This window comes from Streptomyces johnsoniae (assembly GCF_031845565.1).
Classification (GTDB): Bacteria; Actinomycetota; Actinomycetes; order Streptomycetales; family Streptomycetaceae; genus Streptomyces; species Streptomyces johnsoniae.
Genome location: NZ_JAVREV010000002.1, coordinates 445,007 through 460,991, shown reverse-complemented (window position 1 = coordinate 460,991; position 15,985 = coordinate 445,007). Strand labels below are relative to the sequence as shown.

16 protein-coding genes and 1 tRNA gene are annotated in these 15,985 nt (G+C 72.8%); 10 read left to right on the top strand and 7 right to left on the bottom strand.

Translation table 11 applies throughout. The features are described from left to right. Positions 1–134 precede the first annotated feature (134 nt). The 7 genes from ispD (at position 135) to RM779_RS05215 (ending at position 7,433) form a co-directional block, all read left to right on the top strand. Positions 135–887 (top strand): 2-C-methyl-D-erythritol 4-phosphate cytidylyltransferase, encoded by a 753-nt coding sequence (gene ispD / locus RM779_RS05245; RefSeq protein ID WP_311616242.1) that lies wholly within the window; start codon positions 135–137, stop codon positions 885–887. After that, entirely contained in the window at positions 877–1,440 is a 564-nt protein-coding gene (gene ispF, locus RM779_RS05240) for a 2-C-methyl-D-erythritol 2,4-cyclodiphosphate synthase (RefSeq protein ID WP_311616240.1), read from the top strand. The genes ispD and ispF overlap by 11 nt, the downstream gene beginning before the upstream one ends. A 72-nt stretch (positions 1,441–1,512) precedes the next feature. Beyond that, positions 1,513–2,910, top strand: coding sequence for a cysteine--tRNA ligase (gene cysS / locus RM779_RS05235; RefSeq protein ID WP_311616238.1), 1,398 nt, complete (start codon positions 1,513–1,515; stop codon positions 2,908–2,910). A 34-nt stretch (positions 2,911–2,944) separates the two neighbouring features. Further along, positions 2,945–3,886: a 23S rRNA (guanosine(2251)-2'-O)-methyltransferase RlmB gene (gene rlmB / locus RM779_RS05230; protein WP_311616236.1), complete on the top strand. Its 942-nt coding sequence runs from the start codon at positions 2,945–2,947 to the stop codon at positions 3,884–3,886. Between the two features lie 68 nt (positions 3,887–3,954). Further along, positions 3,955–5,568 (top strand): DoxX family membrane protein, encoded by a 1,614-nt coding sequence (locus RM779_RS05225; protein WP_311616234.1) that lies wholly within the window; start codon positions 3,955–3,957, stop codon positions 5,566–5,568. Between the two features lie 108 nt (positions 5,569–5,676). Beyond that, positions 5,677–6,291, top strand: coding sequence for an RNA polymerase sigma factor (locus RM779_RS05220; RefSeq protein WP_311616530.1), 615 nt, complete (start codon positions 5,677–5,679; stop codon positions 6,289–6,291). After that, the gene (locus RM779_RS05215; RefSeq protein ID WP_311616233.1) at positions 6,288–7,433 is read left to right on the top strand and encodes a CU044_5270 family protein; all 1,146 of its coding nucleotides are present in this window, start codon (positions 6,288–6,290) and stop codon (positions 7,431–7,433) included. The genes RM779_RS05220 and RM779_RS05215 overlap by 4 nt, the downstream gene beginning before the upstream one ends. Before the next feature lie 165 nt (positions 7,434–7,598). Here the strand turns inward: RM779_RS05215 and RM779_RS05210 are convergent, their stop codons facing one another. From RM779_RS05210 to RM779_RS05195, 4 genes are all read right to left on the bottom strand, one after another. Then, positions 7,599–8,138, bottom strand: a complete 540-nt coding sequence (locus tag RM779_RS05210; RefSeq protein WP_311616232.1) for a hypothetical protein — start codon at positions 8,136–8,138, stop codon at positions 7,599–7,601. Positions 8,139–8,410: 272 nt separating this feature from the next. After that, positions 8,411–9,136, bottom strand: a complete 726-nt coding sequence (locus tag RM779_RS05205; protein WP_077060748.1) for a nucleotidyltransferase family protein — start codon at positions 9,134–9,136, stop codon at positions 8,411–8,413. 64 nt (positions 9,137–9,200) lie between these two features. Continuing rightward, positions 9,201–9,602: a hypothetical protein gene (locus RM779_RS05200; protein WP_311616230.1), complete on the bottom strand. Its 402-nt coding sequence runs from the start codon at positions 9,600–9,602 to the stop codon at positions 9,201–9,203. A 209-nt stretch (positions 9,603–9,811) separates the two neighbouring features. After that, positions 9,812–10,945, bottom strand: a complete 1,134-nt coding sequence (locus tag RM779_RS05195; protein WP_311616228.1) for an ABC transporter ATP-binding protein — start codon at positions 10,943–10,945, stop codon at positions 9,812–9,814. Positions 10,946–11,235: 290 nt separating this feature from the next. Between RM779_RS05195 and RM779_RS05190 the strand changes: the two genes are divergently transcribed. After that, positions 11,236–11,309, top strand: a tRNA-Thr gene (locus RM779_RS05190). Positions 11,310–11,399: 90 nt separating this feature from the next. Continuing rightward, the gene (locus tag RM779_RS05185) at positions 11,400–13,535 is read left to right on the top strand and encodes an alpha-galactosidase (RefSeq protein ID WP_311616226.1); all 2,136 of its coding nucleotides are present in this window, start codon (positions 11,400–11,402) and stop codon (positions 13,533–13,535) included. Positions 13,536–13,588: 53 nt separating this feature from the next. Here the strand turns inward: RM779_RS05185 and RM779_RS05180 are convergent, their stop codons facing one another. Both RM779_RS05180 and RM779_RS05175 read right to left on the bottom strand, forming a co-directional pair. Beyond that, positions 13,589–13,966: a hypothetical protein gene (locus tag RM779_RS05180; RefSeq protein WP_311616224.1), complete on the bottom strand. Its 378-nt coding sequence runs from the start codon at positions 13,964–13,966 to the stop codon at positions 13,589–13,591. Between the two features lie 107 nt (positions 13,967–14,073). Continuing rightward, entirely contained in the window at positions 14,074–14,502 is a 429-nt protein-coding gene (locus tag RM779_RS05175) for a hypothetical protein (protein WP_311616222.1), read from the bottom strand. An 83-nt stretch (positions 14,503–14,585) separates the two neighbouring features. Here RM779_RS05175 and RM779_RS05170 point away from each other — a divergent pair, with 83 nt between their 5' ends. After that, on the top strand, positions 14,586–15,044 hold the full coding sequence (locus RM779_RS05170) for a MarR family winged helix-turn-helix transcriptional regulator (RefSeq protein ID WP_311616221.1): 459 nt from the start codon (positions 14,586–14,588) through the stop codon (positions 15,042–15,044). Between the two features lie 10 nt (positions 15,045–15,054). On the opposite strand, the gene RM779_RS05165 is transcribed toward RM779_RS05170, so the two are convergent. Continuing rightward, a complete protein-coding gene (locus RM779_RS05165) occupies positions 15,055–15,978 on the bottom strand; it encodes a zinc-binding dehydrogenase (RefSeq protein ID WP_311616220.1) in 924 nt (307 codons plus the stop codon). Between the last annotated feature and the right edge of the window lie 7 nt (positions 15,979–15,985).

The window sequence follows — 15,985 nt, the reverse complement described above, 5'->3', positions numbered from 1 at the left end:
TCATTTCCGGAAAGTGTGCCGGGACCGTGAAGCTAGCTCGATCGGCCTGTCACGGAAGGGTCCGATCGTGTGGGCCCGGCACGCTCAGGCCATACCCAACACCACCCTGCAAACAAACCTGCACCCGCCACCAAATGACAGACACCACACTCGAGCCCCCTACGCGGCTCCCCAGAACCGCGGCCGTCATCCCGGCCGCCGGCTCCGGCGTCCGGCTCGGCCCCGGCGCGCCCAAGGCACTGCGCCCCCTGGGCGGCACGCCGATGCTCGTCCACGCCGTGCGGGCCATGGCCCGCGCCAGAGCCGTCGCCCTGGTCGTCGTCGTGGCCCCGCCCGCCGAGGCGGCGGCCGTCCGTTCACTTCTCGACGAGCACCCGCCGCCGCACGCGGTGGAGCAGGTCGTGGTAGCGGGCGGCGCGACGCGTCAGGAGTCCGTCCGCCTCGGCCTCGCCGTCCTGCCGCGCGACATCGAGATCGTCCTCGTCCACGACGCGGCCCGCCCACTGGTCCCGGTCGACACCGTCGACGCGGTGGTCGCCGCGGTCCGGGCGGGCGCGCCCGCCGTGGTGCCCGCCCTGCCGGTGACCGACACCGTCAAACAGGTCGACGCCGGCGGCGGGGAGACGGAGCCGGTCGTGGCCACCCCGGACCGCTCGCTGCTGCGCGCGGTCCAGACGCCGCAGGGTTTCGACCGGGACACGCTGGTCGAGGCCCACGACAAGCTCGCCGCCGATGCCGCGACCGACGACGCCGGCCTGGTGGAACGGCTCGGCCTGCCCGTGGTCCTGGTGCCGGGGCACGAGGAGGCGTTCAAGATCACCCGCCCGCTCGACCTGGTGCTCGCCGAGGCCGTGCTCGCCCGCAGGAGGCTGAACGATGGCTTCTGACCCCACGATCGACCCCACGATCGACCCCACGGAACCCACGGACCCCGCCGCCGCGGCGCTGCCGCGCGTCGGCATCGGGACCGACGTCCACGCCTTCGAACGGGGCCGTGCCCTGTGGTGCGCCGGCCTGCACTGGCCGGACGCCGCGTTCGGCCTCGCGGGCCACTCGGACGGCGATGTCGCGGCGCATGCGGCCTGTGACGCGCTGTTCTCGGCCTCGGGCACCGGCGACCTCGGCGAGCACTTCGGCACCGACCGCCCGGAGTGGTCCGGTGCCTCCGGGGTCGCGCTGCTCGCCGAGGCCGCCAGGATCGTGCGCGCCGCGGGTTTCGGCATCGGCAACGTGGCGATCCAGGTCATCGGCGTCCGGCCGCGGATCGGCAGCCGTCGCGCCGAGGCCCAGCGCGTGCTGTCCGCCGCGCTCGGCGCGCACGTCTCCGTCTCCGGGACCACGACGGACGGCCTCGGCCTGACCGGCCGCGGCGAGGGACTCGCCGCGGTGGCGACCGCGGTGGTGCTGCCCCGTCCTGGAGGCGCGAGCCATGGTCCGTGACAGCCGACGGGCGGCCTTTCGCCCTTGTGCCGACCGGCGCGGGGGGCCCACCTCGCCGACTACTCTTGACGCGTGACCCTTCGCCTGTATGACACCAGCGCCCGGAAGATCCGTGACTTCAACCCGCTCGTGCCGGGCTGCGTCTCGATCTACCTCTGTGGCGCGACCGTCCAGGCGGCCCCCCACATCGGGCACATCCGTTCCGGCGTCGACTTCGACATCATGCGGCGCTGGTTCGCCTACCGCGGCTACGACGTGGTCTTCGTGCGGAACGTCACGGACATCGACGACAAGATCATCGCCAAGAGCGCGGCCCAGGGCCGCCCCTGGTGGTCGATCGGCTACGAGAACGAGCTGGCGTTCGACGACGCCTACGACGCGCTCGGTTGCCTCCCGCCCACCTACCAGCCGCGGGCGACCGGCCACGTGCCGGAGATGATCGAGATGATGCGTACCCTGATCGACCGCGGCCACGCCTATCCGGCCGACGGCAATGTCTACTTCGACGTGCGCAGCTTCCCCGGCTATCTCTCGCTGTCCAACCAGGACCTCGGACATCTGCTCCAGCCCTCGGGCGAGGGCGAGACCGGCAAGCGCGACCCCAGGGACTTCGCCCTGTGGAAGGCCGCCAAGCCGGGCGAGCCGAGCTGGGAGACGCCCTGGGGCCGCGGCCGGCCCGGCTGGCACCTGGAGTGCTCGGCGATGGTCCGCAAGTACCTCGGCCCGGCGTTCGACATCCACGGCGGCGGCATCGACCTGATCTTCCCGCACCACGAGAACGAGCTGGCCCAGTCGTGTGCCACGGGCGACGCGTTCGCGCGCTACTGGGTGCACAACGCGTGGGTCACCATGAGCGGCGAGAAGATGAGCAAGTCCCTGGGGAACTCGGTGCTCGTCGGTGAGATGGTCAAGCGCTGGCGGCCCGTCGTGCTGCGTTACTACCTCGGCACCCCGCACTACCGTTCGACCATCGAGTACAGTCAGGAGGCCCTGGCCGAGGCGGAGTCGGCGTTCGGCCGCATCGAGGGGTTCCTCCACCGCGCCGCCGAGCAGACCGGCGAGGTGGCCCCGGCCGCCGCCGTGCCCGACGACTTCGCCGCCGCCATGGACGAGGACCTGGGCGTTCCCCAGGCACTCGCCGCCGTCCACACCACGGTCAGGCAGGGCAACGCCGCGCTGGCCGAGGGCGACAAGGAGTCCGTCGTCGCGCTCGCCGCCCAGGTGCGCGCCATGCTCGCCGTGCTCGGGCTCGACCCGCTGGCCGCCCCCTGGGCGGACGCGGACGCGGGCGCGCGCGGCGAGGAGCTGACCGGCGTCGTGGACACGCTCGTGCGGCTGGTCCTGACGCAGCGGCAGGCCGCGCGGGAACGCAAGGACTACGGCACCGCGGACGCCATCAGGGACGAACTCCAGTCGGCCGGCCTGGTGATCGAGGACACGCCCAACGGGCCCCGTTGGGAACTGAGCTGACCAGCTGACGAGCTGAGAAGGAACCGGTGGCACCATGCCAGGCAACAGCGAGCGGCCGAACCGCCGCACCAGCCAGAAGAAGGGCCCGCAGATCGGCAGCGGCGGCCAGCGCCGCCGCGGTCTGAAGGGCAAGGGGCCCACCCCGCCCGCCGAGATGCGCAAGGGGCACGCCAAGCAGCGTGCGGCACAGGCCAAGACGCGCCGGCAGACCGCGGCGCGGCGCGGCGGCCGGTCCCCCGCCGAGCTCGTCGTCGGCCGCAACCCGGTGGTCGAGGCGCTGCGCGGCGGCGTGCCCGCGGGGACGCTGTACGTCCAGCAGTTCCTGGACAGCGACGACCGCGTCACCGACGCCGTCAAGCTGGCGATGGAACGTGGCGACGTGCACCTGCTCGAAGCGCCGCGGGCCGAGCTGGACCGGATCACCGGCGGGCTGAACCACCAGGGCCTGGTCCTCCAGGTCCCGCCCTACGAGTACGCCCACCCCGACGACCTGGTCGACGCGGCCTTCGACGCCGACGAGGACCCGCTGATCGTGGCCCTCGACGGCGTCACCGACCCGCGCAACCTCGGGGCGGTGGTCCGGTCCGCGGCCGCGTTCGGCGGGCACGGCGTCGTCGTGCCTGAGCGGCGCGCGGCCGGCATGACCGCGGGCGCGTGGAAGACCTCCGCCGGTACGGCGGCGCGCACGCCGGTCGCCCGCGCCACCAATCTGACCCGCGCGCTCCAGGCGTACCAGAAGGCCGGTCTCACGGTCGTCGGCCTCGCGGCGGACGGCGAGGCGGACCTCGCGGACGTGGCGGCGCTCGGCGGTCCCGTGGTCATCGTGGTGGGCAGCGAGGGCCGGGGGCTGTCCCGGCTGGTCGGCGAGACCTGCGACGTCCGCGTGCGGATTCCGATGCCGGGCGGCGCCGAGAGCCTGAACGCGGGCGTGGCGGCCGGCATCGTTCTGTACGAGGCGTCAAGGGGCCGCCGCTGACCGGCCCTTGACGGGTCGCGGACAGACTTCGGTCAAGGCAGTGTCCAAAGGCTGTGTCACTCGGTTAGATGAGTGTGGACACCAGAACACCCCGCGGCCTCTCGGCGGACGAGCCGGTGCTGAGCATGGTGAAAGTGCCGTGCGACCCCGCACAAGTCGTCGTGAACCACGCCAGCTTCCGGGTTCAGCTCGCCACCCCGCCCCCGGCGGGCATCGCGGTCCCGCAGACCGGTCCGCTGCCGCGGGTGCCCGCCGCCGGGCGCCGCAGGCCGCCGGTCGTATGGTCGGGCCGCAGCGCGCCGGGGGACGCGGGGGCCGGCACCCTGATCCGGGCGGTGCGCGAGGCCGGGCACGCGCGCGCCGCGGAGGGCACCGCCACCCAGGTGCTCCCACGCGTGCAGGGCGCCCCCCGCGCCGCGGCCGTGGTCGGCCCGCGCCACCCGCAGCCGGCCGAGCACACCCGGGTACTGCCCGCGGTCGGCGCGGACCGTGGCAGGACCGGCGGGTTCGGCGGCCACGGCGGCCACGGCGGCCCCGACAGAACGGACGGCCACGGCGGAACGGGCGAGGGCGGGGGCGGCAGGGGCCCGGCGCGGGCGGGCGCGGCCAGGCAGCGTTCCGGCGCTCCCGTCGGCCGGCAGGCGTTCCATACCGGCAGGAATCTGAGCCTCGGCGTCGTGCTGCTGCCGCTGCGGCTCCTGCTCGGCTTCATGGCCATCTACGCCGGGATGGGCAAGCTCACCAACCCGGTCTACTTCGACGGCGGCGTCCGCGGCTCGCTGTACGCGTGGCTCAGCGCGCTCGAGCCGTGGACCGTGGCCGCCCCGCTGCACGACTGGGCCCTGTCCCACCCGGTGGGCGCCGGGCTCACCGTCGCGTTCACCCAGATCATCGTCGGCGTGCTCACCATCTTCGGCCTCTGGCAGCGGGTCGCGGCCGGGCTCGGCGCGCTGCTCTCGCTGGCGCTGCTGGTCACGGTCAGCTGGCGGCAGGGCCCGGCGTTCGACGCCCCCGACATCGTCCTGTGTGCCGCCTGGTCGCCGCTGCTGATCGCGGGCGCGCCCGTGTACTCGCTGGACGCGCGGCTGGCCGGGGAGGCGTGGCGCAGGCTCGGCCCGCGCGCCCCGCTGTCGGACCTGCGGCACCGGGTGCTGCGCCGGGGGGCGGCGCTGGCGGCGCTGCTGATCGGCCTCGCGCTCCTCATCGGTTCGCTGCTCGGCAGCGCGGTGCGCTCCGCGCAGTTCCCGACGACGCCCGCGCCGGGCGAGCCGCCGCGCAACCACCTGCCGGGCGAGCCGCTGCCGGACGAGGCCGAGGAGAAGGACGAGGAGGAGCGGGAGCGGCGGCGCGAGGAGGACGCGGCCGAGTCCTCCGAGGGCGCCTCGGCCGACGAACGCGAGGCGGGCGAGGCGGACGAGGCGGAGCAGCCGGGCTCGGCCGGCGAGCCGGCGGACGGCGCGGCGCCGGACGGTCCTTCGGACGAGTCGTTCCCGCGCAGCGAGCAGACCGTGCCCGCCCCGCAGCAGCCGCCCGCGCCGGACCCGTACGTGCCGGAGGAGTCGTACGCGCCGCCGTCCGCGCCCGAGGCGGGCGATGCGGGGGAGCCGCCGGAGAGCCCCGCACCTTCGGACGACGGGGGTGAGCAGGGCAGCCTCGACCCCATCGGCGGGCTGCTCGGTTAGGTGGCATCCTCGGCGAGTAGACGGGCTTCACCAACCGGCGGTTAACGTGTGGCCGACGTCACGGGAACTCCGTGCGGCGGCCGGACAAGTCGGGGGGTGAGCTATTCCATGCACGCCCGCGTGCGCGCCGGCGATCCGGACGCGTTCCGCGAGCTGTTCACCTCGTACGCGCAGCTGGTCTACGGGTACGCGGCGCGCGCGACGGGCGATCCCGGCCTGGCCGAGGACGTCGTGTCCCTGACCTTCCTTGAGGCGTGGCGGCTGCGCGCCCGGCTGCGGGACGAGGGGGAGAGCCCGCGGCCGTGGCTCATGGGCATCGCCGTCAACGTGCTGCGGAACACCGCACGCGCCAAGCGCCGTCACGAGCGCGCCATGGCCAGGCTGCCGGCCCGCGAACCCCTGCCCGACTTCGCCGACGAACTGGTCGGCCGGCTCGCCGACGCCGAACAATTGGCCGCGGTGAAGACGGCGCTGGGGCGGCTGCGCGACGGGGAGCGCGAGGTGTTCATGCTCTGCGTCTGGTCCGGCTTCGGCTACGAGGAGGCCGCGGCGGCGCTCGGCGTGCGCGTCGGAACGGTCCGCTCCCGCCTGTTCCGGGCCAGGGCCAGGCTGCGGCGGCTCACGGACGAGGAATTGCGCAGGGAACCGCCGTTGCCGCGCGGACAAGTACGGGATGACTGCCGGATGCCGGCGGTCCGGTCACATGTGGAGAGGCACCCATGATCCGTACCCATCGGCACCGGGGCGAGGACCCGAGCCGTGCGGAGCTGGCCCGGTTGCTGCCCGCCCCGGGCGATCCTGAGCTTCCCGCGGACCGCCGTCTGCTGCTTGAGGAGCATCTGATGCGCGAAACCGAGCAACCCGCGGCGTCGCCCGGTCGGCGCCGCCTCGTTCTGGCCGCGGTGCCGGTGGCGACCGCCGCCGTCATCGTCGCCGCCGTCACGTTCACCGGCGGCGAAGGTGAGGGCACCGACGCGGCTTCGGGCGGCTCGACGCTCCAGCGGCTGGCCGCGGCGGCGGCTCAGCAGCCGGAGACCGAGGTGGCGCCCGACCAGGTCGCCTACACCGAGCAGTACTACGCCCGGTACAAGGGCGGGGAGCCGAACAACGGCGACAACGTGGAGCGGGAGGAGTCGGGGCCGTACGAGGCCGAGACCTGGGTCACGCCGGACGGGAACGACGGCTGGTACGTGGACTCCGCGCAGTTCCCTCACGGCGCCCGGCTGATCGACGGCCGCCCGGACTGGAACCAGTCGCTGGACGCGGCGGAGCAGGACACGGGCGTGAGCTGCCTGGTGGAACGTCCGGACGTCGTCGAGAGCGACCCGTATATGACGGAGGCCACGGTCACCGAGGAGGACTGTCTGGACCCGGCGGACCTCGACGACCCGGCGAACCTCCACCAGCCCTCCTACGACTACTTCCAGGAGCTGACCACCGACCCGGAGGAGCTGGTGGAGAAGATCTACCGGGAGAACGGCTCGGCCGACTCCGGTGACCAGGCCGACCAGTGGGCGTTCCACACCGTCGGAAGGTTCTTCGAGCACGCGCCGCTGCCGCCCGAGGTGGCGGAGGCCGCGCTGCTGGCGTTCGAGGAGATCCCGGGGGTCACGGTCGGCGTGGGCACGGACGCGGCGGGCCGTGAGGGCGTGGCCGTCACCCGGCACGGCACGCACCTGGGCGAGGAGACGACGTTCCTCTTCGACGAGGAGACGGGCGGCTACCTGGGCGCGCGTATCGAGCAGGTCGACGCCGGGCACTTCCACCCGGTGGGAACCGTTTTCGAGGACTCCGCGCTCACCGACTGGAGCGTCGCCGACCGGGGCGTCGTCGACGAGCTGTCCGAGGCGCGGCCGGAGCAGTAGGGCCCATGCATTCCGTTTCCCCTTCCGGAAAGGAAGAACGCGGAACGGGAACGCGGAACGGGAATGCGGAATGCGGAATGGAGATGTGCAGAAGAAAGGTGCCGCGGGTGCCGGGCGGGGTCACCGTCCGGCACCCGCGGTGTGGGTTTTCCGAGGTGGGACCGATCAGTTGAGGATGGTGGCTTCAAGGGCGTCGAGATCCACGGTCCTGCCCGTGAGACTTTCGACCCTGCTCACCTCTTCCGTGCGGTCATCCCATTCGATCGCCAAGGTGTCACCGCTGAGCCGCAGGTTGGCGTTCTTCAGACTGGACCCCTGGCAGGTGAACAGGACCGGCTCCCAGTCGAGGCCGCCCGCGATTCCGGCCTCCTGCGTACAGACGTCGCCCGTCCCGGGGTTCCCGTACAGGACGCCGTCCGTGGTGGTGTAGAGGGTGATGCCCGCGGACTCCCAGTGGGCGTACCAGTCCTCGCCGCCCTCGACGGGGCTGCCGGAGCCGCCGTCGTCCCCGCCGAAGCCGCCCGTTGTTTCGAGCTGGAGTTCGTCGTCGAGCTCCAGGTCCGGCAGGCCGCCGCTCCCGTTCTCCTCGCCGTTGCCGCCGGAGGCGAAACCGCCGAGCCCCGGGCCGCCGGCCTCGTCGTCGTCGCCGCAGCCGGCGAGCAGCAGGGCGGCCGAGAGAGCGGCCGCCGAGGCGATTGGTCGCATACGTGCGCGCACAGGTAATTCCCCCGTCATCGCTGTGAGTTGAGTGCGTGATCGGGGTCGAACGATAGTGAAAGCGCCCGGGGAAATGCCACTCGGGCCCGGGGAAATCCGGCAACGGTTACCGAGTCGTCGCCAAGAAAGTGCGGGGAAAGCGCCGGGAAAGCCGAATGTGTCACCGTCGGTCCGGCGAAAGCCGCGGTTTTGTTTCTGCGGGGCGGGCCGACCGGGCCCGCCCCTTTCCGCGGCCGGAACAGGGCCGGAACAGGGCCGGGTCAGCCGGCCAGGTCGCGCGCCGCCTGGGCCAGGTCCTTGGCCGTGTCGATGGCCCGCCAGTAGGCCCGCTGCGGCAACGGGAAGCCCGCGAGCCTGCGTTCGCGCGCGAGCCGGGGGAACGTGGTGCGCTCGTGATCGCCGCGGTCCGGCAGCAGCTTCGTGAACTCGGCGGCGAAGACGTAGACGCCGGCGTTGATCAGGTAGGGCGAGGGCGGCGCCTCGATGAAGTCGAGGACGTGGCCGAACTCGTCGGTGTCCACGGCGCCCCACGGGATGCGCGGGCGGGCCAGCGCCAGCGTGGCCAGCGCGTCCCGTTCGGCGTGGAAGGCGGCCATCTCGTGCAGCGAGAAGCGGGTCCAGATGTCGCCGTTGGTGGCGAACCACGGCTCGGCGGGCCGCGGCAGGGCCGCGGCGGCGTGCTTCAGGCCGCCGCCGCGGCCGAGCGGCTCGCTCTCGACGACGGTCGTCACGTGCAGCGGCAGCTCGACGGAGGCCAGCCACTCCTGGAGCACCTCGGCGAGGTGGCCGCAGGAGATGACGGCGTCCGTGATGCCCTCGGCGGCAAGCCAGTTGAGCTGGTGGCCGATGATCGGGACGCCGGTGCCGGGGATCTCGACCATCGGCTTGGGCCGGTCGTCGGTGTACGGCCGCAGCCGTGAGCCCTGGCCACCGGCCAGGACCACGGCCTGCGTCGGCTGCGGGACATCGAGCGAGGCTTCGGTCATACCGGCAGCCTAGGCCCTGTCCTGCCGATCTTGCCGGGCCCGCGGAACCTCATGGTCCGGCGGGCTACTCCGCGGTGGCCACGCCCGCCGCGTAGGCGGTGTCGCACACCGGGCGGGCATGGGCCTGGGCGCGCTTCGTGCTGCCGTACTTCTCCACCGCCGCCTCGCCGAGGGCCTGCGCGATCTCGGCGCAGTGCGGCGCGAGGGCCGGGTCGCGCGTCACGGCTTCCTGGAGGCCGGTCAGTGCGGCGGAGGGGTCCTGGCGGCGCAGTGTGGTGATCAGCCGCTCCTTGAGTACCTCCTGCGGCGTCTGGCTGGCCTTTTCCGCGGCGGCGGTCAGCATTTGTGTGTCGGACGGCGCGGACACCCACGGAACGCGGGTCACGGCGAGTGTCCCGGAGAGCACCAGGACGACCGGGAGGGCGATGGCGAGACTTCTGCCGATGTGTCGAAGTGCCTGATTCACTGAAGGTCTTCCTCGCGAGACGGTGGACGGGCTTGTCGAATCGTAGCGAGGAGTAGTGATTTGGTGACATTTCGCCACCCTCATGGGTGACAGGTCCAGAAAAATTCGAATGGGCCGTTGACGCGCAAAGGGCCGGGTTTCCACCGCGTGTGCGGAAACCCGGCCCTTCCGGCGTCGGAACGGTCAGCCGTTCAGCCGTTTCAGTCGTGTCAGTCGCTCAGGCGCTCACCGGAGCCGGCGGCGAAGACGTGGGTCTCGCCGGGCTTCGGCACCACGTTCAGCGTGGCGCCCTTGTCGGGGACGTCGCGGCTGTCGACGCGGATGACGAGGTCCTTGGTGTCGCCGCCGAACTCGGCGGTGCCGTAGATGTAGGCGTCGGCGCCGGTCTCCTCGACCACGTTGACCGTGACGGCGAGGCCGGCTTCCTTCCCCTCCTCGGCCTTGGCGAGACCGGCGCCCTCGCCGTTGCCATTGACCACGGCGAAGTGCTCGGGGCGGCAGCCGACGACCACGTTGGTGTCGCCCTTGCCCTGCGCCTCGGTGAGGGCGGCGCGCTCCACGGCGACCACGCTGTTGCCGAACTTCACGCCGCCGTCGGTGATCGGGACCTCCACCAGGTTCATCGCGGGGGAGCCGATGAAGCCCGCGACGAAGAGGTTGGCGGGCTTGTCGTACATGTTCCGCGGGGTGTCGATCTGCTGGAGCAGGCCGTCCTTGAGGACCGCGACCCGGTCGCCCATCGTCATGGCCTCGACCTGGTCGTGGGTGACGTAGACGGTGGTGACGCCCAGGCGGCGCTGGAGGCCGGCGATTTGGGTACGGGTCTGGACGCGGAGCTTGGCGTCCAGGTTGGACAGCGGCTCGTCCATGAGGAAGACCTGCGGCTCACGGACGATCGCGCGGCCCATCGCGACACGCTGCCGCTGACCGCCGGAGAGCGCCTTCGGCTTGCGGTCCAGGTACTCGGTGAGGTCGAGGATCTTGGCGGCCTCTTCGACCTTCTTGCGGATGTCCGCCTTGTTCACGCCGGCGATCTTGAGCGCGAAGCCCATGTTCTGCGCGACGGTCATGTGCGGGTAGAGCGCGTAGTTCTGGAACACCATGGCGATGTCCCGGTCCTTCGGCGGCAGGTGGGTGACGTCGCGGTCACCGATGTGGATGGAGCCTCCGTTGACGTCCTCAAGCCCGGCGAGCATGCGCAGGGAGGTGGACTTTCCGCAGCCGGAGGGGCCGACCAGGACGAGGAATTCGCCGTCCTCGATCTGGATGTCGAGCTGGTCGACGGCGGGGGACTCCTGGCCGGGGTAGACCCGGGTGGCCTTGTCGTACGTGACCGTTGCCATGCTGTTGTGTCTCCTTCTACCGGCAGGAACGTGCCGGACGATCCGAGTAGGAAGGTGTGACGGCCATGTAAATGGACGCGGAGTGAACCTAACTCGAAACAAGCACGAAAGTCAGTAGCTGATGGGCAAAAAAACTCATCACAAGATCGTTTGCCCGCGGCGGGGTCGGCGGGGTCGGCGGGGTCGGCGGGGTCGGCGGGGCCCGGAGCGGGGGTCGTCCTGCCGACTGGCGAGACGGCCCCGTGTACCCTGGAGCGGCCGTTACGGCCGGTCGCGGTCGTTGCGAGCGCGCCGCCTTAGCTCAGTTGGCCAGAGCAGCTGTCTTGTAAACAGCAGGTCGTCGGTTCGAATCCGACAGGCGGCTCCGACCCCCCACCCCCTGGCGTTGACTGCGCGCGCCTGCGATCATACAAATATCGCACAAGACCGAACAGGATCGATCAGGGGATCTCAGATGCGCGACGAGCCCTTCCTCCACCTCCGCTCCGCGGGTACCAGCCTGGTGCTGGACCGTTCCGGGAGCGGACTGCCCCGGGTCGTGCACTGGGGGGAGGACCTGGGCGAGCTGTCCCAGGACGCCCTCGCGGCCCTCGCCCTGGCCACGGTGCCGCAGATCGCCTCCAACAACGTCGACGTCGTGGTGCCGGTCGGCCTGCTGCCCGAGCACTCGGCCGGCTGGCTGGGCACCCCCGGCCTCACCGGGCACCGGGCGGGCGCCGACTTCTCCACGGCGTTCACGGTCACCTCCTTCCACGTGGCGGGCCGCACGGTGACCGCTGTCGCCGAGGACGTGACGGCCGAGCTGGAACTGCGCCTGGAGGTCGAGCTGACCGACTCCGGACTGGTCAGGCAGCGGGCCACCGTCACCAGCAGGGCCGCCGCCGAGGCCGCCCCGTTCACGCTCTCCGGGGTCCTGCTGACCCTGCCCGTGCCGGAACGGGCCACGGAGCTGCTCGACATGACCGGCCGCCACCTGCGCGAGCGGACCCCGCAGCGGCACACGTTCACCATCGGCACCCACCTGCGCGAGAACCGCAAGGGCCGCACCGGCACCGACGCCGCCACCGTGCACGTCGCGGGCGAGCCCGGCTTCGGCTTCCGCGCGGGCGAGGTATGGGGCCTGCACGTGGCATGGAGCGGCAACCACCGCTCGCTGGCCGAGCGCACCCACGCCGGTGAGGCGCTGCTGGGCGGCGGCGAACTGCTGCTGGCCGGCGAGATCGCGCTCGGCTCCGGCGAGTCGTACACCACGCCGTGGGTGTACGGCAGTTATGGCCGCGGTCTCGACGAGCTGGCGGGCCGTTTCCACGGCCACCTGCGGGCCCGCGCTGGCCACCCGCACACACCGCGCCCGGTCACGCTGAACGTGTGGGAGGCCGTCTACTTCAACCACGACCTGGGCAAGCTCAAGGAGCTTGCGGACATCGCGGCCGAGGTCGGCGCCGAGCGCTTCGTGCTGGACGACGGCTGGTTCCGCGGCCGGCGGGACGACCACGCGGGGCTCGGCGACTGGTACGTGGACGAGGGGGTGTGGCCGGAGGGGCTGCACCCGCTGGCCGAGCACGTCCGCGGCCTGGGCCTGGAGTTCGGCCTGTGGGTTGAGCCGGAGATGGTCAACCCGAACTCCGACCTGGCCCGCAGCCACCCCGATTGGATTCTGGCGACGGGCGACCGGCTGCCCCCGGAGTCTAGGCACCAGCAGGTTCTCGACCTCGGGCACCCGGAGGCGTACGCCTACATCCTGGAACGGCTGGACGCGATCGTCTCCGAGTACTCCCTCACCTACCTGAAGTGGGACCACAACCGGGACCTGGTCGAGGCCGGGCACAGCCCCACCGGCCAGGCGGGCGTGCACGCGCAGACCACGGCCGTGTACCGGCTGCTCGACGAACTGCGGGCCCGCCACCCCGGACTTGAGATCGAGTCCTGCTCCTCCGGCGGCGGCCGGGTGGACCTGGGCATCCTGGAGCGGACCGACCGGGTGTGGACCAGCGACTGCATCGACGCGCTCGAACGGCAGCAGATCCAGCGCTGGACCGGCCTGCTGCTGCCGCCGGAGCTGATGGGCTCGCACGTGGGCGCGCCGGAGGCGCACACCACGGGGCGCACGCACGGGCTCGCGTTCCGAGCCGGGACCGCGCTGTTCGGCCACTTCGGGATGGAGTGGGATCTGACGCGCGCCGGCGAGGAGGACCGCGCGGCGCTGCGCGAGTGGATCGACCTCTACAAGGAGCTGCGCGGGCTGCTGCACAGCGGCGAGGTGGTGCGCGGCGACCACCCCGACCCGGCGCTGTGGGTGCACGGTGTGGTGGCGCAGGACCGTTCGCGCGCCGTGTACGCGCTGGTGCAGGTGGCGACGAGTGTCGTGTCCCCGCCCGGGCGCGTGCGGCTGCCCGGCCTCGACCCGGCCGCCGACTACCGGGTGGCGCCGCTGGCGCCGGGCGACCGCAGGCGGGGTCCGGCCTCGACCGCGCTGGCCTGGTGGGGCGAGGGCGTGACGCTGCCGGGACGGGCCCTGGACGCGGTCGGGGTGCGGGCGCCCGTGCAGTTCCCCGAGCGCCTCGTGCTCGTGGAGGCGGTGCGAGTCTGAGGCTCAGTGCCGGTGGCCCGGTACCGGTGGCCCGGTACTGAGAGCCCGGCCCGTCAGGGGACGGGCACCGGCGGGATGTCGAGCGGGCGCCGTGCCGCCGCCGTGGCGGCGGCGCCGCGCCGTGCCAGTAGCCAGGCCATCACCACGGAGGCCAGCGCGGCGGCGAAGGTGAGGAACGCGAACTCGCCCCCGACCGCGTACGAGGAGACCGCCGTGGTGATGACTCCGGCCGAAAGGCCGAAGGCGAAGGTCAGCAGCGGAACTGCGTGCCGGGCGGGCAGCGCGGCGCCCAGGGTGAGCAGCGCGCACAGGATCAGGTCGGGGGCGAGGAAGAGGTTGTCGCCGCGGAACCCGTCGTTCGGGAAGAGGTAGAGGAAGGTGGGCACGCTGACCAGCAGGGCCACGATCCGGCTGGCGGTGACGAGGTTCATGCGGTTCTCCGGCGGTATGTGAACGCCCGGGGACCGGGCGGAGGTGCGGACGGGGGCGAGGCGCGGTCAGCCGCCGTAGCGGTCCGCCACGATGCGGCGGCAGCGGCTCACGCGACCTCCACCGGGGGTGTCGCACGCGCCCGGTGGGACCGGTGCAGCCGGTGCGCCCCGAGCGCGGTGAGCAGCGCGATGCACGCGAGGTCGAACACGGTGCTGAACGGCGCCAGATCGGCCCGCAGCGCCGGGTCGGGGAGCAGCAGGAGCAGGAACGCCCCCTTGCCGACGACGGCGGCGAGCGCGGCGGCCGGGCGGGCGGGGCGGAAGAACGCGGCCCAGACCAGCGCGGCGCCGAGCAGCAGTTGGAGCATGCCGCGGTGCCGCAGCAGTGCCTCGGTCATGGGCTCGGGGTCGGCCACGCCGTAGGTCCACTCCAGGGCGTGGCCGTCGACGAGAGCGAGTGCGGGAGTGGCGGTGATCAGGCCCATCACGACGAGGGTCGCGCGGAGGGCGGTGTCGCCGCGGCGAGCTGCGGACATGGGTCGGCCTCCAGATCGTCAGCAATGCTGACGTTCAGCGTAGCTGACTGATTTTGCGCGGGCCACCCCGTAGCGTGGACGGCATGACGACACGGCCCGCGGCGGCAGAGCTGATCCATTCCTCGACCGCCTACATGGTGCTGCGTCTCGGTGACGTCGCCCGCGACCGGATCGACAGGGTGCTCAGCCGCTTCGGCATCACCGGTCGGGACATGCGGGTGATGAGCTTCGCCCAGGGGCGGGCGCTGTCTCAGCGCGACCTGAGCCGCCTCGCCTCGCTCGACCGCACGACGATGGTGGCGGTCGTCGACAAGCTGGAAGGTCTCGGCCTCGTCAGGCGCGAGCGCAGCGCCGCCGACCGCCGCAAGCAGGTGGTCACCCTCACCGGCCGGGGCACGGGCCTCCTCGACGAGCTGACCCTCCTCCTGGCCGGTGAGGAGGCCGGCTTCCTCACCCCTCTCACCGGCGAGGAGCAGCGACTGCTGAACGGCCTGATGACCAAGCTGTACGAGGCGCACGACCCGTCCTGCGCCGCGCCCTGAGCCCGGTGGCTCAGGGGATGAGCACGACCTTGCCGATGGTGGCCCGGGACTCCAGCGCACGGTGGGCCGCGGCCGCCTCGGCAAGGGGGAAATGGTGCACGAGCGGCACGAGGGTGCCCGCCGCGGCGTGCGCCATGGCCTCCTCCTCCAGAACGCGCAGGTTCTCCTCGCCGCCGATCTTCTCGAACAGCCGCGGCCCGACCACGAGCGTCGAGTCGATCCCGCGCTCGGCCCGTTCGCGTTCCGGCAGCCCGGCCAGGCCGTCGTCCGCGTCTCCGTCGTCCGCGTCCCCGTTCGTGGCGAACCAGCCGTAGGCGACGTGCCGGCCGCCTGGGCCGAGGAGGCGGAGCGCGGACCGGCCCAGTTCGCCGCCGACGCCCTCGAAGACGTGGGTGACGGCACGGTCGCCGAACGTGGCGCGGATGCGGTCGGTCCAGCCCGCCGCGGTGTAGTCGACGGCCAGGTCGGCGCCCAGGTCCCGCACCGCGCCCGTTTTGGCCTTGCCGCCCGCGGCGCCGATGACCGCGGCGCCGCGCCGCTTGGCGTGCTGCACCAGCAGGGCGCCGATGCCGCCGGCCGCGGCCAGGACCAGCACGGTGTCGCCGGGCCCCGGGTCGGCGAAGCGCAGAATGCCCATGGTCATGCGGCCGGTCCCGACCATGGCGACGGCGCGGTCGGCGGGGAGGGAGTCCGGCAGCGGGTGGAGGCGGTCGGGGGTGGTGACGGCGCGTTCCGCGTAGCCGCCCGGCACCATGCCGAGGTGGGCGACGACGCGCCGCCCGAGCCAGGACGCCGGTACGCCTTCGCCGACGGCGTCGACCGTTCCGGCCACCTCGCGGCCCGGCACGGTGGGCAGTTCTGGCGCCGGGAACCTGCCGTTCACCGGCCCGGACCGCAGGCGGGTGTCCACGACGTGCACCCCTGCCGCGGCCACGGCGACG

Bases quoted from the DNA above. Each gene is read 5' to 3' on its own strand.
- ispF (WP_311616240.1), top strand. From the start codon at position 877: ATGGCTTCTGACCCCACGATCGACCCCACGATCGACCCCACGGAACCC.
- RM779_RS05205 (WP_077060748.1), bottom strand. From the start codon at position 9,136: ATGACCGAAGCCTCGCTCGATGTCCCGCAGCCGACGCAGGCCGTGGTC.
- RM779_RS05185 (WP_311616226.1), top strand. From the start codon at position 11,400: ATGCGCGACGAGCCCTTCCTCCACCTCCGCTCCGCGGGTACCAGCCTG.
- RM779_RS05220 (WP_311616530.1), top strand. From the start codon at position 5,677: ATGCACGCCCGCGTGCGCGCCGGCGATCCGGACGCGTTCCGCGAGCTG.
- RM779_RS05180 (WP_311616224.1), bottom strand. From the start codon at position 13,966: ATGAACCTCGTCACCGCCAGCCGGATCGTGGCCCTGCTGGTCAGCGTG.
- RM779_RS05175 (WP_311616222.1), bottom strand. From the start codon at position 14,502: ATGTCCGCAGCTCGCCGCGGCGACACCGCCCTCCGCGCGACCCTCGTC.
- ispD (WP_311616242.1), top strand. From the start codon at position 135: ATGACAGACACCACACTCGAGCCCCCTACGCGGCTCCCCAGAACCGCG.
- RM779_RS05195 (WP_311616228.1), bottom strand. From the start codon at position 10,945: ATGGCAACGGTCACGTACGACAAGGCCACCCGGGTCTACCCCGGCCAG.
- RM779_RS05170 (WP_311616221.1), top strand. From the start codon at position 14,586: ATGACGACACGGCCCGCGGCGGCAGAGCTGATCCATTCCTCGACCGCC.
- RM779_RS05225 (WP_311616234.1), top strand. From the start codon at position 3,955: ATGAGTGTGGACACCAGAACACCCCGCGGCCTCTCGGCGGACGAGCCG.
- rlmB (WP_311616236.1), top strand. From the start codon at position 2,945: ATGCCAGGCAACAGCGAGCGGCCGAACCGCCGCACCAGCCAGAAGAAG.
- RM779_RS05215 (WP_311616233.1), top strand. From the start codon at position 6,288: ATGATCCGTACCCATCGGCACCGGGGCGAGGACCCGAGCCGTGCGGAG.
- RM779_RS05210 (WP_311616232.1), bottom strand. From the start codon at position 8,138: ATGCGACCAATCGCCTCGGCGGCCGCTCTCTCGGCCGCCCTGCTGCTC.